The organism is Agrobacterium sp. 22-210-1 (assembly GCF_053522525.1).
In genome coordinates, this window is record NZ_JBNWCI010000005.1 from 77,845 (window position 1) to 104,817 (window position 26,973).

The 26,973-nt window shown below is 59.3% G+C and carries 27 protein-coding genes and 1 tRNA gene; 15 read left to right on the forward strand and 13 right to left on the reverse strand.

Annotated elements, in window-relative coordinates; genetic code table 11:
* Window positions 1-136 precede the first annotated feature (136 nt).
* Entirely contained in the window at window positions 137-1,672 is a 1,536-nt protein-coding gene (locus tag ACQZ5F_RS24240) for a hypothetical protein (RefSeq protein WP_448731127.1), read from the forward strand.
* A 101-nt stretch (window positions 1,673-1,773) separates the two neighbouring features.
* Here ACQZ5F_RS24240 and rpsA read toward each other — a convergent pair whose 3' ends face one another.
* Together rpsA and cmk are read right to left on the reverse strand one after the other, a co-directional pair.
* Entirely contained in the window at window positions 1,774-3,474 is a 1,701-nt protein-coding gene (gene rpsA, locus ACQZ5F_RS24245; protein ID WP_046801715.1) for a 30S ribosomal protein S1, read from the reverse strand.
* Between the two features lie 169 nt (window positions 3,475-3,643).
* Window positions 3,644-4,303 carry a (d)CMP kinase gene (gene cmk / locus ACQZ5F_RS24250; RefSeq protein ID WP_225338121.1) on the reverse strand — a complete coding sequence of 220 codons (660 nt, stop codon included), beginning with the start codon at window positions 4,301-4,303 and terminating at the stop codon, window positions 3,644-3,646.
* 198 nt (window positions 4,304-4,501) lie between these two features.
* Between cmk and ACQZ5F_RS24255 the strand changes: the two genes are divergently transcribed.
* Window positions 4,502-4,891, forward strand: coding sequence for a TIGR02300 family protein (locus ACQZ5F_RS24255; RefSeq protein WP_046801713.1), 390 nt, complete (start codon window positions 4,502-4,504; stop codon window positions 4,889-4,891).
* Between the two features lie 152 nt (window positions 4,892-5,043).
* Window positions 5,044-5,119 (forward strand) — tRNA-Ala (locus ACQZ5F_RS24260).
* Window positions 5,120-5,250: 131 nt separating this feature from the next.
* Here the strand turns inward: ACQZ5F_RS24260 and ACQZ5F_RS24265 are convergent.
* The 3 genes from ACQZ5F_RS24265 to ACQZ5F_RS24275 all read right to left on the reverse strand — a co-directional run bounded on the left by ACQZ5F_RS24265 (window position 5,251) and on the right by ACQZ5F_RS24275 (window position 7,650).
* On the reverse strand, window positions 5,251-6,537 hold the full coding sequence (locus ACQZ5F_RS24265) for an ImmA/IrrE family metallo-endopeptidase (RefSeq protein WP_225338051.1): 1,287 nt from the start codon (window positions 6,535-6,537) through the stop codon (window positions 5,251-5,253).
* A gap of 171 nt (window positions 6,538-6,708) precedes the next feature.
* Window positions 6,709-7,209 carry a thermonuclease family protein gene (locus ACQZ5F_RS24270; RefSeq protein ID WP_225338050.1) on the reverse strand — a complete coding sequence of 167 codons (501 nt, stop codon included), beginning with the start codon at window positions 7,207-7,209 and terminating at the stop codon, window positions 6,709-6,711.
* A gap of 66 nt (window positions 7,210-7,275) precedes the next feature.
* Window positions 7,276-7,650, reverse strand: coding sequence for a PAS domain-containing protein (locus ACQZ5F_RS24275; protein WP_225338049.1), 375 nt, complete (start codon window positions 7,648-7,650; stop codon window positions 7,276-7,278).
* Between the two features lie 210 nt (window positions 7,651-7,860).
* Here ACQZ5F_RS24275 and ACQZ5F_RS24280 point away from each other — a divergent pair, with 210 nt between their 5' ends.
* The 7 genes from ACQZ5F_RS24280 (at window position 7,861) to ACQZ5F_RS24310 (ending at window position 13,272) form a co-directional block, all read left to right on the forward strand.
* On the forward strand, window positions 7,861-8,763 hold the full coding sequence (locus ACQZ5F_RS24280; protein ID WP_046801737.1) for an NUDIX hydrolase: 903 nt from the start codon (window positions 7,861-7,863) through the stop codon (window positions 8,761-8,763).
* A gap of 69 nt (window positions 8,764-8,832) precedes the next feature.
* A complete protein-coding gene (gene nadA / locus ACQZ5F_RS24285) occupies window positions 8,833-9,804 on the forward strand; it encodes a quinolinate synthase NadA (RefSeq protein WP_175414620.1) in 972 nt (323 codons plus the stop codon).
* Window positions 9,801-11,369, forward strand: coding sequence for an L-aspartate oxidase (locus ACQZ5F_RS24290; protein ID WP_225338048.1), 1,569 nt, complete (start codon window positions 9,801-9,803; stop codon window positions 11,367-11,369). Before nadA ends, ACQZ5F_RS24290 begins: the two co-directional genes overlap by 4 nt.
* A gap of 1 nt (window position 11,370) precedes the next feature.
* Complete coding sequence (gene nadC, locus ACQZ5F_RS24295) at window positions 11,371-12,228, forward strand: carboxylating nicotinate-nucleotide diphosphorylase (RefSeq protein WP_225338047.1); 858 nt, start codon at window positions 11,371-11,373, stop codon at window positions 12,226-12,228.
* A gap of 149 nt (window positions 12,229-12,377) precedes the next feature.
* The gene (locus tag ACQZ5F_RS24300; protein ID WP_046801707.1) at window positions 12,378-12,629 is read left to right on the forward strand and encodes a GlsB/YeaQ/YmgE family stress response membrane protein; all 252 of its coding nucleotides are present in this window, start codon (window positions 12,378-12,380) and stop codon (window positions 12,627-12,629) included.
* Window positions 12,630-12,641: 12 nt separating this feature from the next.
* Window positions 12,642-13,061: a DUF3597 domain-containing protein gene (locus ACQZ5F_RS24305; protein WP_046801706.1), complete on the forward strand. Its 420-nt coding sequence runs from the start codon at window positions 12,642-12,644 to the stop codon at window positions 13,059-13,061.
* Between the two features lie 22 nt (window positions 13,062-13,083).
* Entirely contained in the window at window positions 13,084-13,272 is a 189-nt protein-coding gene (locus ACQZ5F_RS24310) for a hypothetical protein (RefSeq protein WP_046801705.1), read from the forward strand.
* 81 nt (window positions 13,273-13,353) lie between these two features.
* Here ACQZ5F_RS24310 and cydX read toward each other — a convergent pair whose 3' ends face one another.
* The 7 genes from cydX to ACQZ5F_RS24345 all read right to left on the reverse strand — a co-directional run bounded on the left by cydX (window position 13,354) and on the right by ACQZ5F_RS24345 (window position 21,701).
* Entirely contained in the window at window positions 13,354-13,476 is a 123-nt protein-coding gene (gene cydX / locus ACQZ5F_RS24315) for a cytochrome bd-I oxidase subunit CydX (RefSeq protein WP_046801704.1), read from the reverse strand.
* 21 nt (window positions 13,477-13,497) lie between these two features.
* Entirely contained in the window at window positions 13,498-14,655 is a 1,158-nt protein-coding gene (cydB, locus tag ACQZ5F_RS24320; protein WP_225338046.1) for a cytochrome d ubiquinol oxidase subunit II, read from the reverse strand.
* A gap of 6 nt (window positions 14,656-14,661) precedes the next feature.
* Window positions 14,662-16,239, reverse strand: coding sequence for a cytochrome ubiquinol oxidase subunit I (locus ACQZ5F_RS24325; RefSeq protein ID WP_052819960.1), 1,578 nt, complete (start codon window positions 16,237-16,239; stop codon window positions 14,662-14,664).
* 66 nt (window positions 16,240-16,305) lie between these two features.
* On the reverse strand, window positions 16,306-17,997 hold the full coding sequence (cydC, locus tag ACQZ5F_RS24330) for a thiol reductant ABC exporter subunit CydC (protein WP_137087378.1): 1,692 nt from the start codon (window positions 17,995-17,997) through the stop codon (window positions 16,306-16,308).
* The gene (gene cydD, locus ACQZ5F_RS24335; RefSeq protein WP_225338057.1) at window positions 17,994-19,784 is read right to left on the reverse strand and encodes a thiol reductant ABC exporter subunit CydD; all 1,791 of its coding nucleotides are present in this window, start codon (window positions 19,782-19,784) and stop codon (window positions 17,994-17,996) included. Before cydD ends, cydC begins: the two co-directional genes overlap by 4 nt.
* Before the next feature lie 17 nt (window positions 19,785-19,801).
* A complete protein-coding gene (locus tag ACQZ5F_RS24340) occupies window positions 19,802-20,380 on the reverse strand; it encodes a GbsR/MarR family transcriptional regulator (protein WP_046801699.1) in 579 nt (192 codons plus the stop codon).
* Window positions 20,381-20,669: 289 nt separating this feature from the next.
* A complete protein-coding gene (locus ACQZ5F_RS24345; RefSeq protein ID WP_225338045.1) occupies window positions 20,670-21,701 on the reverse strand; it encodes an L-idonate 5-dehydrogenase in 1,032 nt (343 codons plus the stop codon).
* A gap of 219 nt (window positions 21,702-21,920) precedes the next feature.
* Between ACQZ5F_RS24345 and ACQZ5F_RS24350 the strand changes: the two genes are divergently transcribed.
* From ACQZ5F_RS24350 to ACQZ5F_RS24360, 3 genes are all read left to right on the forward strand, one after another.
* Window positions 21,921-22,676, forward strand: coding sequence for an SDR family oxidoreductase (locus tag ACQZ5F_RS24350; RefSeq protein WP_225338044.1), 756 nt, complete (start codon window positions 21,921-21,923; stop codon window positions 22,674-22,676).
* An 88-nt stretch (window positions 22,677-22,764) separates the two neighbouring features.
* Entirely contained in the window at window positions 22,765-23,658 is an 894-nt protein-coding gene (locus ACQZ5F_RS24355; RefSeq protein ID WP_225338056.1) for an NAD(P)-dependent oxidoreductase, read from the forward strand.
* 158 nt (window positions 23,659-23,816) lie between these two features.
* Window positions 23,817-24,803, forward strand: a complete 987-nt coding sequence (locus ACQZ5F_RS24360) for an aldose 1-epimerase (RefSeq protein WP_225338043.1) — start codon at window positions 23,817-23,819, stop codon at window positions 24,801-24,803.
* Window positions 24,804-24,821: 18 nt separating this feature from the next.
* Here ACQZ5F_RS24360 and ACQZ5F_RS24365 read toward each other — a convergent pair whose 3' ends face one another.
* Entirely contained in the window at window positions 24,822-25,283 is a 462-nt protein-coding gene (locus ACQZ5F_RS24365; RefSeq protein WP_046801735.1) for an Lrp/AsnC family transcriptional regulator, read from the reverse strand.
* 166 nt (window positions 25,284-25,449) lie between these two features.
* Here ACQZ5F_RS24365 and ACQZ5F_RS24370 point away from each other — a divergent pair, with 166 nt between their 5' ends.
* Both ACQZ5F_RS24370 and ACQZ5F_RS24375 read left to right on the forward strand, forming a co-directional pair.
* On the forward strand, window positions 25,450-26,163 hold the full coding sequence (locus ACQZ5F_RS24370) for an aspartate/glutamate racemase family protein (protein WP_046801694.1): 714 nt from the start codon (window positions 25,450-25,452) through the stop codon (window positions 26,161-26,163).
* Complete coding sequence (locus ACQZ5F_RS24375; protein WP_052819953.1) at window positions 26,164-26,934, forward strand: class II glutamine amidotransferase; 771 nt, start codon at window positions 26,164-26,166, stop codon at window positions 26,932-26,934.
* The last annotated feature ends 39 nt before the right edge of the window (window positions 26,935-26,973 follow it).

Genomic DNA, 26,973 nt, shown 5'->3' on the forward strand with positions numbered 1-26,973 from the left:
GAGCGGGCGAGATGACACCTGTACATCACCGGCGCGGCAATCTTTCAACAGACGGGCCAGATGCGAACCAGAGAGCCAGTGGGGATTGGCCCTTTCGCAAGCCAGCGGCGGTAATCGATAGGAACGGAGCGCACCCATGTTACCGCCTGTACCGAAAATTTCGGCAGCCGATGCCGCCTATGGAGCGACAGTTCCGTCAGCGACGCGCGGACAGCCGAAAGAAGCCGTGATCCCGCAGGTGACCAATCCTGCTCCCGACAATGGCAGCAGTATTTTTGCCAAAGCAGCGGTCGCCTCGCTGACCAGTGAATTTCAACTTTCCCGCAGCACCGCCGTACTGGCGGAAACGCTCGGTAAATTGATGAACCTGCCACGGCGCGACGGTGAAGCCATCGAGACTTATGTGGTGCGCCTGACGGATGCGCTGCGCGCCATGCCCCCCGCGCAGCGCCTGGCGCTGGAACAGCAGGTCAGCAAGGCCCTGCAGGGTTTGAGCCTTTCGATGCTGGCCGAAATTCTGAAACAGCCCACCGGCCCGGAGGCGGCCCGTCTCGCCCTGCTGATCGAGCTTTCCCGTTACAAGGGAATGGATCTGGCGGCGAAAGCGGTGGTTTCCTCTTATCAGCAGAATAATCCCGCCAGTTCGGCACCCACGCAGCCGAGACCACAGAACCCTCAAAGCCCGAATTCCGGAAACCACCAGAATGCGGCGGCGGCAGCGCAACCGGCCAACGCGGCAACGGCTGCCCGACTTCTGCCTTTGCCCATCAGTCCGCCCGCCCTTGGTGGCGCAGCGGTAAAAAACATCATCGCGGCGCAGATAGGGCCACCGGATCTGCGGACGAGCCTTCCCGTACCGGCAACAGACATGCCCGAATTTGCGCCGGCAGCCTCAAAACCGGAGGGAAAAGCAGAAGGTGTGGGACGTCCGCTTCAATCACCACCAGGCAACGTGACCACGGAAACAACGGCAGAAGCACGCCCGGCGCGTTCGCCGCGGGCTGAAAATGGCGAGATGCGCCCGGCACTGCCGCATCGGGATATGGTGAAGGCAGAGCAGAAGGAAATGCGCACGCCCCTGGCCTCGTCTTCAGGCCAGCCTGCGGGCGATGCCAAGACCATGGAAAACCTGCTGCTCGCTGCCCTTGCCGGAAAACTTCCTGCCAGAGCCGCGCCCGGCGCGCAACCGCCTGCCCTACCACCCGGCACCGCGCCGCAGCAGCTTGAGAATCAGCCGGCCGAAAAGACCGCGATGCCAACCCCACTCGCCCATCCCTCCGGCGAGGAGGCGGAGACGATTGCCAACCGTCCGGAGGCCCAGCCCCTCCCGCGCGCAGCACTCGATCCGGAAACGAGGATGGCGATGCTCGAACGATCGGCCTCACAATCGCTGATCGCCGCGGCCCTCGCAAAAGACGGCACACCGCTGCCGCTGGTCGCCTATCCGCCGGCGGAAGAGGATTATGAATCAGAAACACCGCCACGCGGTGGCGGCCCGTTTTCTGAAGATGAAGCGGAAGGCGAGGCTGAGGGCGAAAACGCCGAAGCCCCGGAAGAGGCGGAAGAACGGCTGGCCGCCAATGACGAGACCGGCGAACAGGAAAGCCCACCGGAAGCGGCTTATGACGACAGTGCGGAAAATTATTATCTCAGAATGAGCGGCGTGCTCTGAATTTCAGGTGACGCACCCGTCTCCGATGACACGAAAACTGCGCCAATAAAAAACCCGCCGGAAAATTCCGGCGGGTTCTTCATTTCAAAAGATCAGAGCGATTATTCGCCGCGGTTCTTCAGAGCCGCGCCGAGGATGTCGCCGAGCGAAGCGCCCGAGTCGGAAGAACCGAACTGTGCGACAGCTTCCTTCTCTTCAGCGATTTCCAGAGCCTTGATCGAAAGCATGACCTTGCGATCCTTCTTGGAGAAGTTGACGACGCGGGCGTCGAAAACCTGGCCAACCGAGAAACGCTCCGGACGCTGATCGTCGCGATCGCGTGCGAGGTCGTTGCGGCGGATGAAGGAGGTGAGGTCTTCGTGGTTGACGAGCTTCACTTCCACGCCACCGTCGTTGACAGCGATGACTTCGCACGAAACGACTGCGTTCTTGCGCAGGTCGCCGGACGATGCGGCTTCGCCGACAGCATCCTTGCCAAGCTGCTTGATGCCGAGCGAGATGCGTTCCTTCTCGACGTCAACGTCAAGAACGACAGCCTTCACGACGTCACCCTTGTTGAACTCTTCGATGACCTGTTCGCCCGGACGGTTCCAGTCGAGATCCGACAGGTGAACCATGCCGTCGACATCGCCTTCGAGGCCGATGAACAGACCGAATTCGGTCTTGTTCTTGACTTCGCCCTCAACTTCAGTGCCGGCCGGATGGCTGTAGGCAAATGCCTGCCATGGGTTTTCCAGCGTCTGCTTGAGGCCGAGCGAGATACGGCGCTTGGACGGATCGACTTCGAGAACGACAACGTCGACTTCCTGGCTCGTGGACAGGATCTTGCCGGGATGTACGTTCTTCTTGGTCCAGGACATTTCGGAAATGTGGATCAGGCCTTCGATGCCCGGCTCCAGCTCGACGAATGCACCATAGTCGGTGATGTTCGTGACCGTACCGGAGATCTTCTTGCCAACCGGGTACTTGGCGGAGATGCCATCCCACGGATCGGACTCGAGCTGCTTCATGCCAAGCGAGATGCGGTGGGTTTCCTGGTTGATGCGGATGATCTGAACCTTGACCTGCTGGCCAATGTTGAGGATTTCCGAAGGATGGTTGACGCGGCGCCATGCCATGTCGGTGACGTGCAGCAGGCCGTCGATGCCGCCGAGGTCAACGAACGCACCGTAGTCGGTGATGTTCTTGACGACGCCGTCAACAACCTGGCCTTCTTCGAGGTTCTGAACGATTTCAGAACGCTGCTCGGCACGCGACTCTTCGAGAACCGTACGGCGCGAAACAACGATGTTGCCGCGACGCTTGTCCATCTTGAGGATTTCGAAGGGCTGCGGGTTGTGCATCAGCGGGGTAACGTCGCGGATCGGACGGATGTCGACCTGCGAACGCGGAAGGAACGCAACAGCGCCGTCCAGATCGACGGTGAAACCACCCTTGACCTGGTTGAAGATGACGCCTTCGACGCGCTCGCCAGCTTCGAACTTGGCTTCGAGCTTGACCCAGCTTTCTTCGCGGCGAGCCTTCTCGCGCGACAGAACGGCTTCGCCGAGAGCGTTTTCGATGCGCTCGACGTAAACTTCGACTTCGTCGCCGACCTTCAGCGTGCCGTCCTTGGACTTCGCGCCGAATTCCTTCAACGGTACGCGGCCTTCAACCTTGAGGCCGACGTCGACGATGGCAACGTCCTTCTCGATTGCCGTGACGATACCCTTGGCAACATAGCCTTCGGCAAGATCGTTGGAGGCAAAGGATTCTTCGAGAAGCGCTGCGAAATCTTCGCGCGTGGGGGTAGATACTGACATGAAATCTCCTGGTTGCATCCGCGCTAGGCGAATACAAAAGCGCCGGTGGGCTAGTGTTGTTGATACCCGAACCCATGCCCGCCTTTTAAAAGGCTTTCCGGCGCAAGGACATGTCTTCAGGCAATTCCGGACTAAACGCGGACCGAAATGAAGCGGTTCCGCGAAAAACCTATTTCCTCAGGGCGGCGTCGATGATCGCCCGCGCGGCCTGAAACGCCGCCTCTATACTCATTTCCGACGTATCTAGCAAGTGCGCGTCTTCAGCCGGTTTCAACGGGCTGTCGGCGCGGCCCATGTCGCGCTCGTCGCGTTGCCTCACCTCGGTGAAGATGGCGTCGTAATCGGCCTCTCCGCCATTGGCCAGAATTTCGTCATAGCGGCGTCGCGCCCGCACATCCGCCGACGCGGTAACGTAAAGCTTCACCGGCGCGTCCGGGCAGACCACCGTTCCGATGTCTCGGCCGTCCAGCACCGTGCCCGGCTCCCTTGCCGCAAAACGCTGCTGCGCCTTGACGAGTGCGCGCCTCACCCGCGTCATCACCGCAATTTTCGACGCAGCTTCGCCGATATCGTGCCGGGAAAGCACCGAGCGATCGAGGCCGGCAAGGTCGAGCTCCAGCGCTACCTTTTCCGCCACGGCCTCATCATCAAGCGGCAGGCCCGCATCGAGAAGGGCCTTGGCGGTGGCTCTATAGGTCAAGCCGGTATCGAGATGATGGAACCCATAGATTTCCGCGATCCTGCGCGACAAAGTTCCTTTGCCGGCCGCAGCCGGCCCGTCTATGGCGATCGTGAATGTCATGAAGCTCTCTGCCTGTGTGTGCGTCATTCATATAATATAGCGTGCGGCAGCTTCCAATCTTCATCAGCAGCCCGGCATATAAGGTGCGTTGCAAGGGCAACGCCCGAAGTTTGTCTTTGACACGAAAGACCGCAACGATTAAGGGGACCGGCTAGAAATTTTACAGTCTATGCCGGTTTTACGGCGTACACACCGAAACTCATTCGACAATTTGAGGCTTAGACAGTGGCAAAAGCGGACCTTGGTACCAAGCGCACAGACCCCGATACCGGCAAGAAGTTCTACGATCTGAACCGCAATCCGGTCGTTTCTCCCTATACCGGCAAGTCATGGCCGCTCTCCTTCTTCGAGGAAAGCACGGCACAGGCAAAGCTCGAGCAGGCTGAGGAAGAGGAAGTAGCGGAAGTCGATACCGAAAACACGGAAGTCGAACTCGTATCGCTGGAAGATGCCGATGGCGACAACAGCGGCGACGAGATTCCGGATATGGGCGACGACGAAGACGACGTGGAAATCGGCGACGACGACGACACCTTCCTTGAAGCCGACGAAGACGACGACGATGACGACATGTCCGGCATCATCGGCGTTACGGGCGACGACGAAGAAGCTTGATCTTATTGGATAAACCAGCCCGGCGACAAAAAAATGAAGCCGGGCTGTTTTTTGTGCTTGCACTCTTCGATTAGCCGAAGTAGTAAGCCGCCACCGAACGGAACAACAGCCGCTTCGGTTCCCGGAACCGGACGAAATGCCGGAACCCTTATGGGGCTATAGCTCAGCTGGGAGAGCGCTTGCATGGCATGCAAGAGGTCAGCGGTTCGATCCCGCTTAGCTCCACCAATCACTTTCGTGATGATTTTTCCTTTAGAATAATAATTTAGTTCTTCTGCAGATTTAGCTGCGAAGTATGCGCGACTGGCAAGCACTTTCGCCGCCTTGCCCATCTCTGCGATTTCTCCATGTAAAGCGTTTTAGAGATGAAATGAACCTATTAGCCGGGCGGAAGCCGAGGATTGGCTTTTAATCCTCTGGTCATTGAGCCATCCCGCTCTTTTCAATTTGATTTCAATCGCCTGCTTTGATGCCTCAAACTCTATCGATAAGAGGGTGAGAAACTTGTAATAGGTCAGCAGGTTGTCCGGCTGGTCATCTACAAAGATGTACCCTTGGCCTTTAAATTTGATCCCGAGCTCAATCCGATATCTGGCCATTGCAAAGATGAACGCCCTATGGGGTAGGATGAGATCAGCTGAGAATGTGTTGGCTTGAAACTCAAGTCGCTCATAATTTACGGTATTTGTAGAATCGCCCGTTATTTCTAGGTCTCGTTCTAATATCGTTTCTGACCGTAGATAGTGATGGTGTCCCAGGCAGAAATGTCCGATCTCGTGGCCAATAGTGAAACGTTTTTGATTGCTGTCTTCGTGAAGATTTATCTCAATTGTCTTGAGATCGAAATTCGCGGAGCCCAAGATTTGCGCACCGTCAGCATCCCTGACTACAGCATCAGTGAACTTCAAATCGATGCCGTTCATTTGGCATATTTTCGCCAGATCGACTGGACCAGTCTCGTAGTCAATCTGATTCAAAATTTCCTCAGTAGTTTTCTTTATCTCTTCGACAGAGATGTAAGGGACCGAAACTCGTGAGCTCGCGTTTCCGAGTTCAGGTGTCTGGGTTCCCGGCTCAAGGCTTGCCAAAAATTCAGCGACAGTACCGAAGTAATTCCCCTCAGAGTAAGCCGAAAATTTCAGCTGCTTGGCAGGGTCGTCGTCCCGGAAAATCTGCGATTTTACATAGTTTCTGTCTACAAAAGAACGACCCTTGCGATCGACTACGATCTCCGCTCCATGCTCATCGTATTTTGCGATTCCTAGTCCTCTGCTTTCGGCAACGTTGCGCGCACCGGATTGCAGCTTGGACGAAACGACCATTACCCCTTTGTGCCTATTTGGAAATAGCTCACGAAGTTTATCCGAGAATTCCCTTACGCGGTCATCTGGAACGCTGCCAGCATAGTTCTTGCATTCAAAGACAACGTACAAATGTGGCTTTTGCCGTCCTGGCTGGTATAGCTCAATAACGACATCGAATTGAATGGGAGCGCCTCGGTCTCTGGACGGATATTTCTTCTTTTGGAAGATTTTGCACTTTCCATGGGGATAGATGCCATAGATATCCTCTCCCCGACGTTGTTGATCGACAAGATATTTATAGAAAGCGTCTTCGAGCTTATCGCCTTTTTCGGTGGAGTTCACGACTCATCCTCGACGTGGCAACCGGAGGACGATCATCCAATTATTTTCAATTATTTACTATTCGCAAGTTGGTAGAGCGCCTTGAAATCCCCCGCTATCAGTAACCGGTATGGAGTCTCTTTGGCGTCCTGCATCGTCCATCGTTATCTTACTTGTTACTGCCTCTCTCGGCTATTGCAGCAGCGCCCGGACATCCTGCCCTTTGATCCTGCATTCAACGATCAGGATAGCCCCACCCTCTTCCGCTACCCGGCATTCGAGATATTTGCCGCGCAGCCGGTTCTCCAATGCCTTGAAGGCGTTCAGGCCGCAGGCATAGCGGCGGCCGTCAGCACCGGTACAGACGCGGTTACGGTCGACGTTCTCTACACCGGCAAGGCGGAATTCCTGACCCTTGAAAGTGAAGCGATTGCTGGCGACCACGCGCAGGCGCTGATCCGCATGTATTTTTAACGGATAGGGATCAGGCGGAGTGGGGATGCGTTCGTAATTCTGGTGACGGGTATCGACCTTCACCGGGGAGGTCGTCCACAGCATCTCCGTGTTCGCCGCAAGGCCGGCAGTCTCATATCCATCTTCGCCATTGAGGAACGAGGCGATGCGCATGCCGGCAACGCCGAACCCTATCACCAGCATGATCTGAAACAGCAAAATTGCGATCTGCCGAACCATGTCACCAAAACATCAAAAGCGATAAAATATGACCCTATCTCGCTCCAGAGTAGGAGAGACGCAGCATTACATCAACAGGACCTTGCGCGCGGTAACGTCGCGCACCGTGCCCATTGCCATGATTGGAACACCCTCGCGGTCGTGGATCACCCTGCCCGTCGTTCTCAGCCAGCGAAAGCCGCCGGCCTTTAGCCCGATCCGATACTCCTGATCATAAAAATCACCGCTTGTCAGCGAATTATGGACCGCCCTTGCCACACGGGCGCGGGAACCACCCTCCACCTGCGCAATGAACGCTTCCACCGGGATACCGTGAGAAGCCTCTTCAAAGGAGAAATCGCGCAGACGCGAAGCCACCGCATCCAGATAAACCAGATTCTGGCCTATGCTCCACGTATAATAACCAATCAGCGTCTCTTCCAGAGATATATCTTCTAACATCGGCTTTCTACACTATATAGATGCTTATAACTTTTTTATAACATAACAAAAAATGCATGACTAATCACAAGATTTTATCCATTTGTTTGATTATATGCTACTTTAGACTTAATGCAGATATGGAAAGCACTTTGCCGCCTGCCCCGTGTTGGCGAACCAGCCTTCCTGTGCCAAAGAAGGTTGATACCGCAAACCAAGACAGGAGTCGCCGTGACCATCGGGCTTGCCCATGCTGAACTCATTGCCGTCGTCACCGCCATTACGGCAGACGAACCGCGGGTGATGACCGTCCGGGCGGGCGCGGCACTTCCCTCAGGCCCATTCGAATTTGGGCACAGGACGCTGCAAAGCGGGCTGCGGGAGTGGATCCACGAGCAGACCCATCATCCGGTCGGTTATCTCGAGCAGCTTTACACCTTCGCGGATCGCGACCGTAACAACGATATTCCCGGCGGAAGAACCATCTCCATCGGTTATCTGGGGCTGGTTCGCGAGCAGGAATCCTCCGGCAACGGACGCGCGCTCTGGCACGGCTGGTATGAATATTTCCCTTGGGAGGACCATCGGCAGGGCCGCCCCGCAGTTCTGGATACCATCATCGACAGGTTGCGGGCCTGGGCGGATTCCGATCTTGCCTGCAAAAGCCAGCGTCATTTGCGGGCCGATTTCACCTTCGGCCTCGATGGCGGCGGCTGGAACGAGGAACTGACCTTGCAGCGCTACGAGTTGCTGTATGAGGCAGGCCTTGTCGAGGAAGCGCAGAGCGAGCCCCGGATCAATTTCGGCAGGCCGATGTTCGCCGATCACCGCCGCATTCTCGCCACCGGCATCGCTCGCCTGAGGGCCAAGATCAAATATCGCCCGGTGGTTTTCGAGTTGATGGCCGATGCCTTCACCCTGCTGCAATTGCAGCGCGCGATAGAGGCGCTGGCAGGGCTGACCCTGCACAAGCAGAATTTCCGTCGGCTGATCGAACAGCAGCAACTGGTGGAAGAGACCGGCGACATGACAAGCGAAACCGGAGGCCGCCCGGCAAAGCTTTTCCGCTTCCGCCAAACCGTTCTCGACGAACGCGCCCTTTCCGGAACGAAACTGCCACTCTCCCGCAATTGACATATGCTCACAATGAGAATATCTCTTTGCCATAGATATACTCAAAAAGAGTATAAATGGGAGAGCGCCGTGAACGAACAGATTTCTGCCGCAAGCCTTTATGATCGGGTCAGCCGCGTCATTCCCAAGGCGGAATGGATGGGCTTTCAGGACGATGTGGATGCGATCCTTGAGCTGAAGCGCAAACGCAACGCCGTCATCCTCGCCCATAACTACCAGACACCGGAAATCTTCCACGGCGTCGCCGATATCGTCGGCGACAGCCTCGCCCTTGCGCGCAAGGCGATGGAGGTGGAAGCGGATGTGATCGTTCTTGCCGGCGTGCATTTCATGGCCGAGACCGCAAAGCTGCTCAATCCGGGAAAAACCGTGCTTATTCCGGATATGGCCGCCGGCTGCTCGCTGGCAGACTCCATCACGCCCGAGGATATTGCGCTTTTGCGCAAGGCTTATCCGGGTGTTCCGGTCGTAACCTATGTAAACACATCCGCGGCGGTGAAGGCGGCGTCCGATATCTGCTGCACCTCCGGCAATGCCCGCCAGGTGGTGGAATCGCTCGGCGTGCCACGTGTGCTGATGTTGCCGGATGAATATCTGGCGAAGAACGTGGCGCGGGAAACCAATGTCGAGCTGATCGCCTGGCGTGGCCATTGTGAGGTGCACGAGCTTTTCACCGCCGATGACATCAGGGAATTGAGAGAAAGCCATCCCGGCGTCACCGTTCTGGCACATCCGGAATGTCCGCCGGATGTCGTGGAAGCAGCGGATTTTTCGGGCTCCACTGCCGTCATGTCGGATTATGTCGGCCGGGAGCGGCCTGCCCGCGTGGTGCTTCTGACGGAATGCTCGATGAGCGACAATGTCGCCGTGCATCACCCCGATGTCGAATTCATCCGCCCCTGCAATCTTTGCCCACATATGAAGCGCATCACGCTTGGCAATATTCGCACGGCACTGGAGGAAAACCGCCATGAGGTGACAGTCGACCCGGCTATCGCGGTTGCCGCCCGCCGCGCCGTGGAGAGGATGCTGGAGGTATGAGCGAACGCCTTCCGTCGCAGCAGGACTGGACAGTCATTGTCGGCAGCGGCATTGCAGGCTTGATGGCGGCGCTGACGCTTGCGCCGCAGCCCGTGCTGCTTCTGACACGCGGTGTGCTCGGGGGGGAAACCTCCAGCGCCTGGGCACAGGGCGGTATTGCCGCAAGTCTCGGCCCGAACGATAGCGCCGCACTGCATCTTGCCGACACGCTCGCCGCAGGCGACGGGCTCTGCGACGCGGCTATGGCCGAGGAAATCGTTTCCGCCGCACCCGCCGTCATCGAGGCGCTGGAACGGGCCGGCGTGCGCTTCGACCGCGATGCTGAGGGAAGGCTCGTCTTCGGGCTGGAGGCTGCCCATGGCCGACGGCGCATCCTGCATGCGGAAGGCGACGGTTCGGGCGCGGCCATTGTCAGGGCGCTCGCAACCGCAGTCCTTCGCACACCATCAATCACGGTTCTGGAAGGCACGGAAGTGCGCCGCCTGTTGACGGCAGAGGGCGTCATTGCCGGTCTTGCCTGCATCGGCCCGAAAGGCAGTTTCACTCTGCCGGCCACGCAGGTCATTCTTGCGACCGGTGGCCTGGGGGGGCTTTACGAGGCAACGACCAATCCCTCCGGCAATTTCGGACAAGGCGTCATGCTCGCCGCGCGCGCCGGCGCCATCCTTGCCGATATGGAATTCGTCCAGTTCCACCCAACGGCGCTTTCCTCGCCCAGACGACCGCTGGCGCTGGTCAGCGAGGCGGTGCGGGGCGAAGGCGCGCTTCTGCTCAATGAAAACGGCGAGCGTTTCATGGCGGCAGTGCCGGGTGCCGAGCTTGCGTCACGCGATATCGTCGCCCGCGCCATCGATCGGGAAATCCTGCGCGGCGGCACGGTCTTTCTCGATGCCCGCAAGGCGCTCGGTTCCGGCTTCTCCGCCCGTTTTCCCTCGATTGACCTGCTCTGCCGCGAGGCCGGCATAGACCCCGCCCGTGAGCTTGTGCCCGTGCGTCCCGCCGTGCATTACCATATGGGCGGCGTCGCCACGGATGGCAGAGGCCAAAGCTCGGTGCAGGGCCTGTGGGTTGCGGGTGAAACCGCCTGCACGGGCCTGCATGGCGCCAACCGGCTCGCCAGCAATTCCCTGCTGGAAGCAGCCGCCATGGGCATGCGCGCAGCACAGGATATTGCCGGTCGACAGGCACGTACGGCAGGGCCGGCAACTATTGCGCCACGCACAGCTCCCGACTGTGTGGCCGCCGATCTCGCTGCCGTCCGGCCCATCGTTTCCCGCCATCTCGGCATTGTGAGACATGCAGCAGGCCTGCTCGAAGCGATCCGGGATTTGTTGCCACTTGCCGAACAGGACGGCCCGGCATCCGATCCTTCCCTCGTCGGCCTCGCCATCGCCGTTTTCGCGGCCTTGCGCACGGAATCGCGGGGCGCGCATTTCCGCGACGATTTTCCCGGAAAGGACGCGGTAGCCACAAGGCGCAGGCTGAGCCTGACCGAAGTGATCGCCACTGGCCACGACCTCTCCTCATCCAGCTTTTCCTCTTCCAGCATTGCGCGGAGCGCCTGACATGACCCTTGCCCCCCTGCCTCGTCTCATCATCGAACCGCTCGTGCGCAATGCCCTCCTGGAAGATCTGGGGCTTGCAGGCGACATAACCTCCGCCGCCGTCATTCCCGCCGATCATCGCTCAGTCGTTGTCATGGCGGCACGCGAACCGGGCGTCATCGCCGGTCTCGATGCGGCGGAGCTTGCCTTCCAGCTTGTGGACCCGGCGATCATAATGACACGGCACGTTGAGGATGGAGCGACCGTGGTGCCCGGCAATATCATCGCGACGATCGAAGGCCCTTCCCGCGGGCTTCTGACGGCGGAGCGCACGGCGCTGAATTTTCTCGGCCATCTGTCCGGCATCGCCTCCGTTACCGCAAAAATCGCCGCGGCTATCTCCGGCACCAAGGCCTCGGTCGCCTGCACCCGCAAGACGACGCCCGGCCTCAGGGCGCTGGAAAAATACGCCGTGCGCGCCGGCGGCGGCATGAATCACCGTTTCGCGCTTTATGATGCCGTCCTCATCAAGGACAACCACATTGCCGTGGCGGGCGGCGTCCGTGCCGCCATCCGGAGTGCCAAACAGGGTGTGGGCCATCTCGTCAAGATCGAGGTGGAGGTCGATACGCTCGCTCAATTGCGCGAAGTGATGGACGAAGGTGTCGATGTGGTTCTTCTCGACAACATGACGCCGGAACAATTGCGCGAGGCCGTGGCGATCGCCGCCGGGCGCGCCATCACCGAAGCCTCCGGCCGTATCAACCCGCAGACGGCGGCAGCCATTGCTGCGAGCGGCATCGATCTCATCTCCGTCGGCTGGCTGACCCACAGCGCACCGGTTCTGGATATCGGACTGGATTTTCAAAGCCGGGGCTAAAGAATAGGGCCAACTGGGCGCGCCGCACGGAACCAAATGTCCGCATCTGCGTTGTTACCCCGCCTGGGGTCATTCAAGGCGGGGGGATCAGTGCGCGCAAAAGCCTGTCCATATGCCTGCGGACCTCTCTTACAAAGGAAAGGCTTATTATGGAAGACGCACAAGTTGGCTGGATTGCAGCAATCATCATCGGCGGCGTAGCCGGGTGGCTCGCCGAACAGTTCATGAAAAGCAATATGGGTGTTTTCATGAACATTATCCTCGGCATTGTCGGCGCCATCGTCGCCAATTTCCTTCTGGGGCTCATTGGCGTCTCGCTCGGAGGCTGGATTGGCTATCTCATCGCCGGTTTCATCGGCGCCTGCATTCTCATCGCCGTCGGGCGTGCATTTCGCCGATAAGGGAGCACAAGCATGAGCTTTTTCGACAAGATCAAAAATGCGATTTTCGGCAAGGCCGAGGCCGCACCGCAGACTTCGGCCCCGGCCGGCACGCCAACGACTGCCGCAAGCCCGGCAGCACCCGCCCAGCCTGCTTCGCCGGCACCGACAGCCAGCGCTCCAGCATCCACCGGCAGCGTCGACGTCGCCTCCATTCTGGATGCGGCAGTGAAAAAGAACGGACAGAAGCTCGACTGGAAACACTCGATCGTCGATCTGCTGAAAGCCCTTGATCTGGATAGCAGCCTCAGCGCCAGAAAAGAACTGGCGGGTGAACTGGGTTACACCGGCGACACATCGGATTCTGCAACGATGAATATCTGGCTGCACAAGGCCGTCATCAAGAAACTCTCCGAAAACGGCGGCAAGGTGCCGGCCGACCTTTTGGATTGAACCGGTAAACGGGAGAGCCGCAATGGACGACTATTCCAGCCTGCGAGAGCAGATCGGCCAGGACCTCGACACCCTGCATGGGAGCGACAACCCGAAGTCGATTTTCGAAATCGCCGACGACTATCTCCTGGGAAATCCAAATCTCAAGAGAGCAATCGTCGAAGACATCATCAAGGAAGAAGCGGACAAACGCGGCATCGCGATCCACTAAAGCTGCGCGACAGGCGCGGCTGTTTTACGAGAGGGCGGCATCCAGACCGGATGCCGCCCTTTTATGTCTCATGCAGAAGCGCTATTTTTCCAGGTTCGCCTCAGCCTTTTTGGCATTTTCTTCCATCAGCTCGTACCACATGGCGTTCATGACGGCGAAGATGGCGGCGAGAGGCAGGCCGAGCAGCCAGGCGAAATACCACATGTGCGATCTCCTTTTTGAATATCAATAAGCATGGCCGCTGTCGTCGCGGATCGCCTTTTCATCCACCTTGCCCCACAAGACGCGATAGACCCACGAGGTGTAGGCGACGATGATCGGAACGAAAATGAGGGTGACGACCAGCATGTTGAACAGCGTCATATGGCTGGACGAAGCATCCCACACCGTCAGGCTCGACTTCGGATCGACCGAGGACGGCAGGATGAAGGGAAACATCGAAAGCCCGACGGTGGCGATGATGCCGAAAATGGCAAGCGAGCTGGCAAGCAGCGCCATCACTTCCCTGCGCAGTCTCAGCAATATGAAGGCGACCAGCGGGAAGGCTAGACCGAGTGCCGGCGCCAGCATCGTCCATGGATGCGCCGCGTAATTGGAGAACCAGACGCCGGTTGCGACCTCTACCGTCTTTGCCAAAGGATTGGACGGCCCATCGGTCACGACTTCCGAGGTGAAACGATAACCATCGACACCAAACCACAGCAGAATGCCGCCGAGTGCGAAAAGAACGGTGGTGGCGAGTGCCGCGATGCTGCCGAAATTGCGGGCGCGGGTGGCAACCGGACCTTCGGTTTTCAGCACCAGCCAGGCCGCCCCATGCATCACCAGCATGGCGACGGAAACGAGGCCGCAGAGGATAGCGTAGGGGTTCAGAAGCTCAAACAGCGTCGTGCCGTCGTAAAAAATCCTGAGGTCGTCATTAAAATAGAACGGGACGCCCTGCAGCACATTGCCGATGGCCACGCCGAAGATCAGCGCCGGCACAAAGCCGCCAACGAACAAGGCCCAGTCCCAGCCGCTGCGCCATGCCGTGCTCTCGCACTTGGAGCGGTATTTGAAACCGACAGGCCGCAGGATCAATGCAAACATGATGGCGGCCATCGCCAGGTAAAACCCTGAAAACGACACCGCATAGAGCGGCGGCCAGGCGGCGAAGATCGCACCGGCGCCGAGGATGAGCCAGACCTGGTTTCCTTCCCAGACCGGGCCGATGGAGTTGATGACGACACGCCGCTCAATATCCGTTTTCGCGACGAAGGGCAGCAGCGCGCCGGTGCCGAGATCGAAACCACCCGTTACGGCAAAGCCGATAAGCAATACGCCGAGCAGCAGCCACCAGATGATGCGAAGGATTTCATAGTCGATGAGTTGGTGCAGGATCATGATCGTTTACTCCGCAGCGACGAGTTTTTCAGGAACGAGCGGCGCTTCCGGATCATGGTCCGGATCAGGCCCCTTACGGATTGCCTTCAGCATCAGCCCCATCTCGACGATGAACAGCACCGTGTAGATGGCGATGAAACACAGAAGCGTAATCAGAACCGTCGAGGCGCTGAGGCTCGAAACGGCCGCCGCCGTTGGCAGCACACCCTCGATGATCCACGGCTGACGCCCGAATTCGGCCACCACCCAGCCCATTTCGGCGGCAATCCACGGCAGCGGAATGGCGAAGACGGCCACCTTCAGCAACAGCGGATAACGGTCCAGCCGCCGGCGGGCCGAAAGATAAAAGAAGGTCGCCGTCAGAAGGATGAAGAACATGCCGAGACCAACCATGATACGGAAGGCCCAGAACAGGGTCGGCACATGCGGGATCGTATCGGCCGCCGCCTTGGCGATCTGCTCTTCTGTCGCCTGACGCGGATCGTCGACATAACGTTTCAGCAACAGGGCGTAACCAAGCTCGTGGCCGAGTTCGGCAAAGGTGCCGTTCACCTCTTCGGGCAGCTGCGCGCCCTTGCCGCTGGCGCGTATCTGCATCAGCGCATCATAGGCCTTGATACCGTCGCGGATACGGGTCTTCGCCTGTTCCACCAGATCGTTGATGCCGGGAATTTCCGTATCGAGCGAACGGGTGCCGATAAGTCCCATTACCCACGGAATCTTCACCGCGAAATGCGTCTCGCGCGCTTCCTGATCGGGAAAACCTATTGCCGTGAAGGGCGCCGGCGCCGGCTCCGTTTCCCACATGGCCTCGATGGATGCGAGCTTCATCTTCTGGTGTTCCGTGGAGAGGTAACCGCTTTCGTCACCCAGCACGACGACCGAAAGGGCTGACGCGAGACCGAAAGAGGCGGCAACCGTCATCGACCGTTTGGCGAGATCGACATGGCGACCCTTCAGCACATACCAGGCGGAAACGCCGAGCACGAAGATGGAGGCCGTGACATAACCTGCGGAAACCGTGTGAACGAATTTCGCCTGCGCGACCGGGTTGAACAGGACCGCGGCGAAATCCGTCACTTCCATGCGCATGGTCTGCGGGTTGAAAGCCGAACCCGTCGGGTTCTGCATCCAGCCATTGGCGATCAATATCCACAGCGCCGAGAAGTTCGAGCCGATCGCCACGCACCATGTCGCAACGAGATGACCGAGTTTCGACAGCTTGTCCCAGCCGAAAAAGAACAGACCGACGAAGGTGGCTTCCAGAAAGAAGGCCATCATGCCCTCGATCGCCAGCGGTGCGCCGAAAATATCACCGACATAGTGGCTGTAATAACTCCAGTTCATGCCGAACTGAAATTCCATGACGATGCCTGTCGAAACACCCAGCACGAAGTTGATGCCGAACAGCGTGCCCCAGAATTTCGTCATCTGCCGCCAGATCACCCGGCCGGTCATGACATAGACCGTTTCCATGATGGCGATGACCACCGACAGCCCGATCGTCAGGGGAACGAACAGAAAGTGATATAAAGCGGTAACCGCGAATTGCAGGCGCGACAGCGCCACGATGTCGAGTTCCATGTTTTTACCCCACCTTTATGGAAAGCCGGCCTTCTGTTACGAAATGACGCCGGCTCCGAAAAATGCTCAGTCCCGACGTAATGTTTGCAGCACTACGTCGTATTCCGGCGTCCCGCTTTGACATTCATCAAATTGGCGCCCGTCTTTCAGCACGATGATGCGGTCAGTGAATTCCGCCTCGCGGCGATTATGGGTGATCATCACGACAGTCTTGTCTTCGGCCCTGGCAAACAGCCGGCTGAGCACGTCGCGGGCCGTCTCGCCGTCCAGTCCCTCCGTCACCTCATCCAGAAGCCAGAGCGGCTTGTCGATGAGCAGGAAACGGGCAAGCGCCAGCCGGCGCGACTGGCCACCGGAGAGCCCCTGCCCCGCCTCTCCAAGCCTCGTCTCCAGCCCGGCGGGCAGGGTTTTGACGTGTTCGGCAAGGCCTGCGGCGTCAAGGACGTCCCACAATTCACGCTCGGTCGCAGCGGGTTTCGCCAGCCTCAGATTATCGGCAATGCTATCGCGGAAAAGCTGGCTCCGCTGTGTCATGAGCGAAGAGGGCAAGGCGCGCACTGTACCTGCCGATGGCTGCAATTCACCCGCCAGAAGCTGGATGAGGCTGGTCTTGCCCGCACCGCTCGGGCCGATGATTGCGACCTTTTCGCCAGCGGCAATGGCAAGATTGATCTTGGTCAGGACCGGCTGGTCGTTGCCGTGCCGTTCCAGGCGCACACCTTCAAGCCCGGCAGCCACGCCGCTGGCGGGCAAAGCCGGACAGCGGGCCTCGGTCGCCGCTGAAAGGCGCGGCGCGATGCGCCTTGCGGAAAACAACGTACGGCCAAGTTCCATCGCACCGCGCCGCAGCGCGGTGAAAGGCTCCAGCGCGGCAAAACAGACGAGCAACCCGAGCGCGGCGGCCGGCGCGCTCACCGTTCCCTGTTCCGCCAGCCAGGCCATGCCGAGCAGAGCCGCGCTCAGAAGGACCGCCGTTGCAAGACCGAAGGAAAAACCGGCATTCGTTTCGATGCGGTTCAAGGCCTCGTCGCAGGAAAGCAGGTAGTCATCGGCGCGCTTCACCGCTAAAAGCTGGGCGGAAAGGCGACCTGCCGTGAGCAATTCCGTCTGCCCGTTGACGAGATCTGCCGTGCGGGCGCGCAGCGCTTCAAGCCCGACTGCCCGCCGGCGCGAGAATTTCTCTGCCCGCAGGGCGGAGCGCACCGAAATGCTGAGCCCTGCCGTAATGAGAAAGAGCGCCGCCAGAATGCCCGCAAGCGGATTGAGGAATGCAAGCCCGATGCCGGTTGCGACAGCCGCAAGGACCGCGACGGCGGCAGGCACCAGCACGCGCAGATACAGCGAATCCAGCGCGTCAATATCCGCGGTCAACCGGTTCAGCAGGCGGGCGGGCCTCGCTTCCAGATTTTGCGCCGCCTGCGGCGCTGCAAACCCACGAAACAGCTTTTCGCGCAACGCCGCAAGCACGGAAAGCGTGGCTTCATGGGTGGTCATGCGCTCGCCATAACGGGCGGCGGTACGCGACAGCGCCAGAAGACGAATGGCCGCCGAGGGCGCAAAAACATCAAACGCATAGGCCGTTGCCGGAAGCAGACCGGCAATGGCGGTGGCGGTGATAAACCAGCCGGACACACCCAGAAGGCCGATGCCAGCCAGCACCGTGGTGGCCGCCAGAACCGCACCGGCAAGCAGCATGCCGCGACGCGCCGACCAGAAAAGTGCGATAACCGGTTTCAATATGGCAAAACGCGCAATCATGACCGATCCCCCGAATGGATCGCCGCCATATCCACGACCCTGTCCATGCGCGCGGCCAGCACCGGATCATGGGTTGCGACGATCAAAGTCCTGCCTTTTGCCAGATGCAACAGATTTTCCGTGATGAGAGCGGCGGTTTCCCGATCCAGATGCGCCGTCGGCTCGTCAGCCAGAATAAGGCGTGTCGCGGGATCGGCGAAAGCGCGCGCAATGGCCAGCCGCACCGCTTCACCACCGGAAATGCCATGGCCACCATCACCGACGAGCAGATGTTGCCGGGCGGACGACAGTCTTTCGAGACCCGTCTGCTCCAGCACTGTCTCGACCATATCCTGCGTGATGCCGGGGCGGCCGAAACGGATATTTGCCGCAAGCGAACCGGCAAAAAAGAACGGCTTCTGGCCGATCCAGCCAATGGATGTTCGCAGGGTATCAGCCGTCTTGTCATCAAGAGCGACGCCGCCGATTTTTATCGTACCGCTTCCGGCAGAAGCCAGCCCGGCGATCAGCGACAGGACCGTGGATTTGCCGCAACCCGATGGCCCGAGAAGCGCTACCGTTTCGCCCGCCCGAATGCTGAGATTGAAATTGCGAAGCACGGGCGGTGAGGCTGGATAGGCGAAGCCCAGATCGTACATCTCCACCGTACCGGGAGTGGGCAATATTGCCAACGCCACATCCCTGCCCTCACCCGCAATGGCCGCACCGCCCTGCGTCAACTTGTCGAGCGCACCAAGCGCGGCTTCCCCCGCCGCCCGGTCGTGCCAGACCGCGGATAACTCCCGCAGCGGCTCAAAGAAGGCCGGGGCCAGAAGCAGGATGAACAGACCCTCGGCAAGCGTCAGCTTCTGTCCCCACGCGCCGAAATCAAGAAAACCGAGCAGATGGAAACCGATGTAAACGGCGGTCATGGCAACGCCGAGGGCGGCGAAAAGCTCCAGTACCGCCGAAGACAGGAAAGCGATCCTCAGAACCGCCATCGTCCGCGTCTTGAGGTTATGCGCATCGGCGCTGAGGCGCCCGGCAGTCAGATCGACAGCTTCCAGCGCGCGGATCGTTTCCAGCCCGCGCAGGCGATCCAGCAGGAAAGCATTCATATTGCCGGTCTCGGCCAGCTGCTTTTCACTCGCCGCCTTGGCCTGCCAGCCGATCAACGCCATGAAAAGCGGGATGGTCGGCATGGAGATGAGCAGCACCAGCGCCGCAATCCAGGTAAAGGGCAGGATCACCAGCACAAAAACCAGGGGAATGATGGTGGCCTTCATCCGCGCCGGCTGGAAACGGGAAAGATAGGGCACCAGCGATTCCGCCGCCTCGGCCACGACACTTGCCGCCTCGCCGGAAGCCGTGCGCGACAAATCGAGCGGCGAAACCTTCGCCACTGCCTGAAGCGCTTCCAGCCGCCGTTGTGACAATGCCGCACGCGCAGCACGAAACGATAGTCTCCCGGCAATTTTCTCCAGCCACGCCTTCAGGAAACCCAGAATGAGAACCGCAACGGCAACTGGCACAATCGCTGTCATCGGCTCGCCATCGGCGATTTTTCCGACTGAAAAGGCAAGGAGGCCTGCCTGCGGCAACCAGATAAGGGCCGCCAGAACATGCAACAGGGCAACGGATCTACCTACCGCCGGTGCGCGCGTCGTTTTCACTGCGGTTTTGTCGCGGGAGGTCTTACGGCTGGCGGTGCTGAAGAAGCGCCGTCTCGGCGTTTCAGGTGAGACCGAAACCGGCACAGGACAGTCTGCGCCATTGCTATCGGCCGACCGGCGGATTTGTGCGGACATGTTCACGACCGATCTCCTCACCTGTCCTTCTTTGCGCCGCGGGGTCTGGCGAGAGAAACGATCTTGTCCTTCGCCTCCAGCAGCTTCGTGACTTTTGAGCCGAGCGCCAGAAGTGAAGCCAACCTCTCCGTCTCCAGCCGCTTCACATCGTCATACCAGCCGGTGAGCTGCTCGATCAGCGTCTTCATCTCGTCTATGCGCTTTTGCGCATGCCGCTCATCTTCGTTCTCCGGCGTCTCCATCAGAATTTCGCGCAGTACGCTCAGGGTAGGATCAATTTCGCGCTTCTTGCGCTCTTCGGCAAGCGTGCGGAGAATTTGCCAGACATCCTCCGGCGTCGTGAAAAAATCGCGCCGGTCGCCCGGGAAATGCTTGAGAATTGCAAGGTTCCACGCCTGAAGCTCTTTCAGGCTCATCGAGACGTTGGAACGGGAAATGCCAAGCGCCTCAACAATGTCGTCCGCGCAGAGCGGCTGCGGCGATATGTAAAGCAAAGCATAGACTTGGCCGACCGTGCGGTTGATGCCCCAGCGGCTGCCCATCTCACCAAAATGCAGCACGAAGGACTGAACGAGCGGTGACAGGCTGGTTGGCATTTCTTTGTTTCCTGAATTTTCAGTAATTTCTGAAATTTCGATAACGCAAAAAATGGCAGGCGGCAAATCACCTTTTTGACCTGCGTCAAAATGTGCAGTTCGACGGGGGATGAGTCGGCAGATGCAGAGCCGGACAGCCGGGGAGGAACAGGAAGCCTCTCGCAGGCAATTGATGATACCGATAACATCAATGATGGTCTGCTGAGGCTGAAATCTCTCGATGAAAAACCGGCGGTGGAACCATCCACCGCCGGTTAAAGCGCCCGCGCGAAAATAGGCGGAAAAGCGCTTACGAAAAAGCGATCTGGACCTTCATGGCCCGACTGCGGTCGGAGGCGAATTCAAAGGCCGAGATGGCGTCGTCGAGATCGACGGTCTGGGTGATGAATGGCTTGACGTCGATCAGGCCCTTGCGCATCAGCTCGACGCCGGTGGCGAATTCCTCGTGGAAGCGGAAGGAGCCGCGCAGATCGAGTTCTTTGGCGGTAATCGCCATCATCGGCAGGCTCATATCACCACCCAGCCCGAGCTGGACGATGATGCCGCGCGGCCGGAGCGCAGCGATGCCGCCGGCAAGCGCTACGGCAGCGCCAGAGCATTCATAGAGAACGTCGAAAGTCCCCTTGTTCACACCATAAGCGGCAAGCGCGTCGGGCTCATCCTTGCTGTTGATGACACGATCCGCCCCCGCTTCGCGCGCCTTGGAGAGCGTGAAATCCGAAAGGTCGGTCGCAACGATTTCGGCAGCACCCGCCCGGCGCGCAGCGAGGATGGACAGGATGCCGATGGGGCCGCAACCCGTCACCAACACGCGTTTTCCCAGCAAATCACCGGCGCGGCGGGTGGCATGCAGCGTCACCGCCAGCGGCTCCGCCATGGCCGCCTCGCCAGCGCTCAGACCGTCAGCCGGCACGCATTGCAGGGCATCCGCAACCAGAACCTCCCGGAAAGCGCCCTGAATATGCGGAAAAGGCATGGCGCTGCCATAAAAGCGCATATTGAGGCACTGGTTGTGCAGGCCTTCCTGGCAAAACCGGCAGGTTCGGCATGGGCGGGAAGGCGAAACCGCGACCAGACCGCCAAGCTTCAGGCCTTCCACACCTTCACCCAGTTCCTCGACAATGGCCGACACCTCGTGCCCCAGCACCATCGGTTCACGGAGGCGTACCGCGCCGAAACCGCCATGGTTGTAATAGTGCAGATCGCTGCCGCAAATCCCGCCCCGAACCAGACGAAGCCGCACTTCTCCCGGCCCCGGCGCTTCCTCCGGCCGCTCCTCAATGCGCACATCCTTTGCCCCGTGGGCGACAATCGCTTTCATAAATATCTCCCGTTCGACATCGCGCCTGAGCGGCTCGACAAAATAATCCGCATCCCTGTCACCGCCGCCTGCCGCGCATTTGCACGTCGTGCCGCCTCCTACCCGCCCGATCCGTACCGAAACCGGGCGTTTAAGCCTTGACATCCACGTCTGAAAAGGATGAATGTTATCGATAACATAAACCTGTACGAATGCAATGTCGAGAGACTGGAGGAAACAGTGGGCCTTAATTTGTTCGATCTTTCCGGCCGCCGCGCCCTGATCACGGGTTCGTCCCAGGGCATCGGCTTCGCGCTGGCGCTAGGGCTGGCGGAAGCGGGAGCGGAAGTAGTGCTGAACGGGCGCGACGAAGCCAAGCTGAAAGCCGCCGCAGCCGGTATCAAGGGCGCCAGAACGCTTGCCTTCGACGCCACCGATCATGAAGCAGTGCGCAAGGCTATCGACGGTTTCGAGGCGGAAATCGGTCCCATCGATATTCTGGTCAACAATGCCGGCATGCAGCATCGCACGCCGCTCGAGGATTTTCCGGCGGATGCCTTCGAGCGCCTGCTGCAGACCAACATCGCCTCGGTGTTCCACGCCGGACAGGCGGCAGCACGCCACATGATTTCCCGTGGACGTGGCAAGATCATCAATATCGCCAGCGTTCAGACCGCTCTTGCCCGCCCCGGCATCGCGCCCTACACCGCCACCAAGGGTGCTGTCGGCAATCTGACGAAAGGCATGGCGACGGACTGGGCGAAATACGGCCTGCAATGCAATGCCATTGCGCCGGGCTATTTCGACACACCTCTCAATGCGGCTCTGGTGGCCGACGAGACCTTTTCCGCATGGCTTGAAAAGCGCACGCCCGCCGGTCGCTGGGGCAAGGTCAAAGAGCTTGTCGGCGCCTGCATTTTCCTGTCGTCCGACGCCTCGTCATTCGTGAACGGCCATATTCTCTACGTCGACGGCGGCATCACCGCCTCGCTTTGAAAAACATCATTCCGGATGGCAGGCTGCGGCCGCCATCCGGAATGGGACCGATGACACCACGACACTTTGGGAGGAGGCCGTGAACACCATGACCGAGAAGAACAAAGTCGCCCTCATCGGCGCAGGCGCGATGGGTGGGGCAACCGGCACGCGGCTGATCGAAACCGGCAATCAACTGACGGTTTTCGATCTGGATGCGGAGAAGGTGGCGGCGCTGACCGGCCTCGGCGCGCGAAGCGCCCACACCGCGGCGGAAGCGGCATCCGCCTCCGATGTCGTGATCCTCAGCCTCAATTCGCCGAAGATCGTCCGTATCGCCGTTTTCGGCAAGGATGGCGTGGCGGCGGGCGCAAAGCCCGGCACGCTGATCATCGACATGTCCTCCATCGATCCGGAGGCGACAAAGGAACTGGCGGCCGAAGCCGCAGAAAAGGGACTGCGCTGGGTGGATAGCCCCCTCTCCGGCGGCGCTCCGAAGGCGCTCATCGGGCAGTTGACGCTGATGGCAGGCGGCAGCGAAAAAGACGTGGCCGATGCCCATCGCGTGCTTCAACATGTGGCCAGCAATTTTACCCATATGGGACCCTGCGGCGCAGGCCAGACAACCAAGCTCATCAATCAGGTTCTCTGCGGCCTGAACTTCCTGGCCGTGGCGGAAGCAACGCAGCTTGCGCTCGATGCCGGCGTCGATGCCGCCAAGATACCGCAGGCGCTGAAGGGCGGCCGGGCGGACAGTGCCATCCTGCAGGAATATATGCCGCGTTATGTGGCCAAGGACTACCGTCGTACCGGTCGTATCGACAATATGGTGAAAGACCTGAACGGCGCGCAGGATCTGGCCCGACGCACCAACACGGCCATGCCCTTGACGGCGCTTTGCGCCGAAGTGCACCGAATGCTGACGGCAGCGGGACTGGGCGGTGAGGATCAAGCCGCCCTGATGGAATTTTTCAGCGGCGCGAAACGGACCTTTCCGGACTGAGTTCCATCACAGGGGCGGCCAAGCCTCGAAATAACGGAAGTCGCGCTTGCTGCGACCTCTTCCAGCCATTGCGAAATATTGGCACAGCGAAGATGATCTGCGAATCGGGGCAGTCGTCCCGATGATCGCAAACATATGCATCAAAGGACAATTTCCCGATGACCACCTCCGCGACAGGCACGGGGATTGCCGCTGTTACGGTTTCCGGCGAGAGCTTCAGCGCCGAGATCGCTTATGAGGGCGCTACGCTTTTGAGCTGGCGACCGCGGCTTGCGGATGGCTGCGAAGGCGAAAACCTTGTCGACGGCTACTTGACGCCGGCGGAGCTACACTCACAGAACGGCGTGAGAAACGGGATTCTTGCGCCCTTCACCAACCGCATTCCCAACGGCCAATATGACTTCGGCGGGGAGATGCACCACATCAAGCCGGTTCTTGACCACGAGGCCCTCGTCTTCCACGGATTTGCCAGAGCCTTGCCCTTTGCTCTCGAACAATCTTTCGAGAAAAACGGCGCGCATGTGCTCATTTTTCGCAGCGAAATATCGCCGTCCGATTTCAGGGGCTATCCCTATCGGCTCATCATCGAGGTAGAATATCGCTTTGACGGCCAGGCGGTCAGCATCGACATACGCGGCGTCAATCACGGCGACCAGCCTTTGCCCTTCGCAGCCGGCTGGCATCCCTATTTCCGCCTGCCAGGCCCGTCATCCATTGACGATCTCCATCTGACGCTACCATCGCGAACGGCCATCGTGACCGACGATCATCTAATCCCACTGCATGACGGGCATGCAGGAATTATCAAACGCGACGACAGCCGCTTTCTAGTCGCAACGCCAATCGCCGACCATGTGCTGGATCTTTGCTTCACCGACCTCATCGTGTCCGAAAACGGGCTTTTCGAGACCCGGCTCGAAAACCGGCACGATGGTTCGAGCCTTACGGTTTGGCAGGAGCGGGGCCACATGCATGTCTTCACCGGCGACACGCTGGCCCGTGACAGGCGAAAATCAATCGCGCTAGAACCGGTAGAGATGCCCACCAATGCCTTCAACCACCCGGAACTGACGGCAGCAGTGACACTTCAACCGGGCGAGACACGAAGCTTCCGTTTCGGCGTCCATTTCGAGGCGGCGCGCTGAGAAGGGCCCAATGATCCCTCAAATATGCGTTGTCGGCAGGGAAGACGACAGCTTCACCGTCTCCATGGAGATATAGGCGGACATGTCATAAAGCTGGACGCGACGCAGGATCTGTTTGTAGACCGTGTCGTAATATTCGACATTCGGCAGCACCAGCTTCAGAATATAATCGAAATTGCCGGTGAGTCGGTGAACCTCGACGATTTCAGGTATGGTGCTGACGGCGGCATGGAACTGGTCCAGCCAGTCTTCCGCATGCAGGCCGGTTCTCACCAGCAGGAAAACCGTGGTCGGCAGGTTGATCTTTCGCCGGTCAAGCAGCGCCATCGTGCCCGTCACATAACCTTCCGCACGCAGGCGCGTAATGCGCCGCGAGCAGGCGGATAGCGACAACGAAACCTCCTCAGCTATATCGGAGAGCGGCGTTTCGGCATTCTCCTGGAGAATCGCAAGGATTCGGCGGTCACGGTCATCAATCATCGCCAAACAATGCACTGGTTAACGCAATGACGCAAGAAATTTGCACATTGGACCTATATAGCGCCTGATATTTGCATAAGCACATCTAAATCCCTGAAAAAACGCATGCCGTTTTCGTCCTTGCGATGGCATTCTTGTCTTCAATCAAACTTGTAAGGGAACTCTTATGAAACGCATCGGTCTGATCGGCGGCATGAGCTGGGAATCCACCGCAACCTATTACCGCATGATCAATGAAGCCGTGCGCGACAGCCGCGGCGGGCTGGTCTCTGCCGATATCGTCATGCATTCGCTTGATTTTTCCGAAGTCGTCGCCCTTCAAAAGGCCGATCGCTGGGATGAGGCCGGTGCACTTCTGGGCGCCGCCGGCGCACGCCTTGCCAATGCCGGTGCCGATTGTGTGCTCATCTGCACCAACACCATGCACCTCGTCGCAGAAACGGTCGAGAAGATGTCGGGCGTCGCCCTCATCGACATCATCGACGAAACCGCCGCAGCCCTGAAAGCCGATGGCCGCCGCAAGCCGCTGCTGCTTGCCACCCGCTACACGATGGAACATGGTTTCTACACCGACCGCATGCGCCGCCACGGTGTTGATGTGGTTGTGCCCGATGCGGAAGACCGGGCCGCGATCCACGACATCATCTTCGGTGAACTCTGCCAGGGCGAAATCAAGTCCTGCTCGCGCGAGCGCTATCTCGCGGTCATCGAGAAGGCCCGCGCACTCGGCGTCGATTCCGTCATTCTCGGCTGCACCGAGATTTCGTTGCTGATCGATCCCGATGCCCTGCCGCTACCGGGTTACGATTCGACCGCCATTCACGCGAAGGCCGCCGTCGGCTTCGCGCTCGGAAACAAGGCCTTCAACAGAGCCGCATGAATGTGTCGCCTCTTTGCCTATTCCGGTAAACCGGTCTGGCTCGACAGCCTGCTGATCGAGCCGGAAGCATCGCTGGTCAGCCAGTCCATGGCCGCACGGGAAGCAAAAACCGTCGTCAACGGCGATGGCTGTGGTCTTGGATGGTATGGTGAACGCGGAACGCCCGGCGTTTTTCGCGACACCAGACCTGCCTGGTCCGACGCCAATCTCGCGGCACTTTGCCACCAGCTGCGCTCGGGCATGTTCATGGCGCATGTTCGCTCCGCCACGTCAGGCGAGGTTTCCCGCGCCAATTGCCACCCCTTCGCACATGGGCAATATCTGTTCATGCATAACGGCCAGATCGGCGGTTACGAGCAGATAAGACGCGACATCGATTCCCTCATACCCGACGATATCTATGCGTCGCGACGCGGCACCGGCGACAGCGAAGCAATCTTCCTGATCGCCGCCGGCCACGGCCTTGTCATCGACCCCATCCGCGCCATTTCAACCGCGCTGCGCCTCTGTCAGGAAAAGATGATCGCTGCGGGCGTTTCCTCAGCGCTGCGGTTCAGCGCCGTGCTGATGGATGGCGATTGTCTGCATGCTTTCCGCTGGTCCAGCGATGACAAGCCGCCGACGCTTTACTGGCGCGGGCTGGATGAGGGAATTGCACTGAGTTCGGAACCGTTTTCCTTCGATTGCACCCCTTGGTGTGCCGTTCCGCCGAATACGAGAGTGACGATCCGCGCCGGCGAGATGACGACGGAACCTTTTTTCCTGTCATAAATACCGGTTTTTGCGACGATCGGGGCCTTTTTCCGCGCT

Coding starts and splice junctions, on each gene's coding strand:
- rpsA (WP_046801715.1), bottom strand. CDS start 3,474: ATGTCAGTATCTACCCCCACGCGCGAAGATTTCGCAGCGCTTCTCGAA.
- cydB (WP_225338046.1), bottom strand. CDS start 14,655: ATGATCCTGCACCAACTCATCGACTATGAAATCCTTCGCATCATCTGG.
- ACQZ5F_RS24345 (WP_225338045.1), bottom strand. CDS start 21,701: ATGAAAGCGATTGTCGCCCACGGGGCAAAGGATGTGCGCATTGAGGAG.
- ACQZ5F_RS24365 (WP_046801735.1), bottom strand. CDS start 25,283: ATGATTGATGACCGTGACCGCCGAATCCTTGCGATTCTCCAGGAGAAT.
- ACQZ5F_RS24325 (WP_052819960.1), bottom strand. CDS start 16,239: ATGGAACTCGACATCGTGGCGCTGTCGCGCCTGCAATTCGCGGTTACC.
- ACQZ5F_RS24270 (WP_225338050.1), bottom strand. CDS start 7,209: ATGGTTCGGCAGATCGCAATTTTGCTGTTTCAGATCATGCTGGTGATA.
- ACQZ5F_RS24375 (WP_052819953.1), top strand. CDS start 26,164: ATGTGTCGCCTCTTTGCCTATTCCGGTAAACCGGTCTGGCTCGACAGC.
- ACQZ5F_RS24370 (WP_046801694.1), top strand. CDS start 25,450: ATGAAACGCATCGGTCTGATCGGCGGCATGAGCTGGGAATCCACCGCA.
- ACQZ5F_RS24275 (WP_225338049.1), bottom strand. CDS start 7,650: ATGTTAGAAGATATATCTCTGGAAGAGACGCTGATTGGTTATTATACG.
- ACQZ5F_RS24300 (WP_046801707.1), top strand. CDS start 12,378: ATGGAAGACGCACAAGTTGGCTGGATTGCAGCAATCATCATCGGCGGC.
- ACQZ5F_RS24240 (WP_448731127.1), top strand. CDS start 137: ATGTTACCGCCTGTACCGAAAATTTCGGCAGCCGATGCCGCCTATGGA.
- cydC (WP_137087378.1), bottom strand. CDS start 17,997: ATGATTGCGCGTTTTGCCATATTGAAACCGGTTATCGCACTTTTCTGG.
- cmk (WP_225338121.1), bottom strand. CDS start 4,303: ATGACGCACACACAGGCAGAGAGCTTCATGACATTCACGATCGCCATA.
- cydD (WP_225338057.1), bottom strand. CDS start 19,784: ATGTCCGCACAAATCCGCCGGTCGGCCGATAGCAATGGCGCAGACTGT.
- cydX (WP_046801704.1), bottom strand. CDS start 13,476: ATGTGGTATTTCGCCTGGCTGCTCGGCCTGCCTCTCGCCGCCATCTTC.
- ACQZ5F_RS24360 (WP_225338043.1), top strand. CDS start 23,817: ATGACCACCTCCGCGACAGGCACGGGGATTGCCGCTGTTACGGTTTCC.
- ACQZ5F_RS24340 (WP_046801699.1), bottom strand. CDS start 20,380: ATGCCAACCAGCCTGTCACCGCTCGTTCAGTCCTTCGTGCTGCATTTT.
- ACQZ5F_RS24310 (WP_046801705.1), top strand. CDS start 13,084: ATGGACGACTATTCCAGCCTGCGAGAGCAGATCGGCCAGGACCTCGAC.
- nadC (WP_225338047.1), top strand. CDS start 11,371: ATGACCCTTGCCCCCCTGCCTCGTCTCATCATCGAACCGCTCGTGCGC.
- ACQZ5F_RS24290 (WP_225338048.1), top strand. CDS start 9,801: ATGAGCGAACGCCTTCCGTCGCAGCAGGACTGGACAGTCATTGTCGGC.
- ACQZ5F_RS24305 (WP_046801706.1), top strand. CDS start 12,642: ATGAGCTTTTTCGACAAGATCAAAAATGCGATTTTCGGCAAGGCCGAG.
- ACQZ5F_RS24355 (WP_225338056.1), top strand. CDS start 22,765: ATGACCGAGAAGAACAAAGTCGCCCTCATCGGCGCAGGCGCGATGGGT.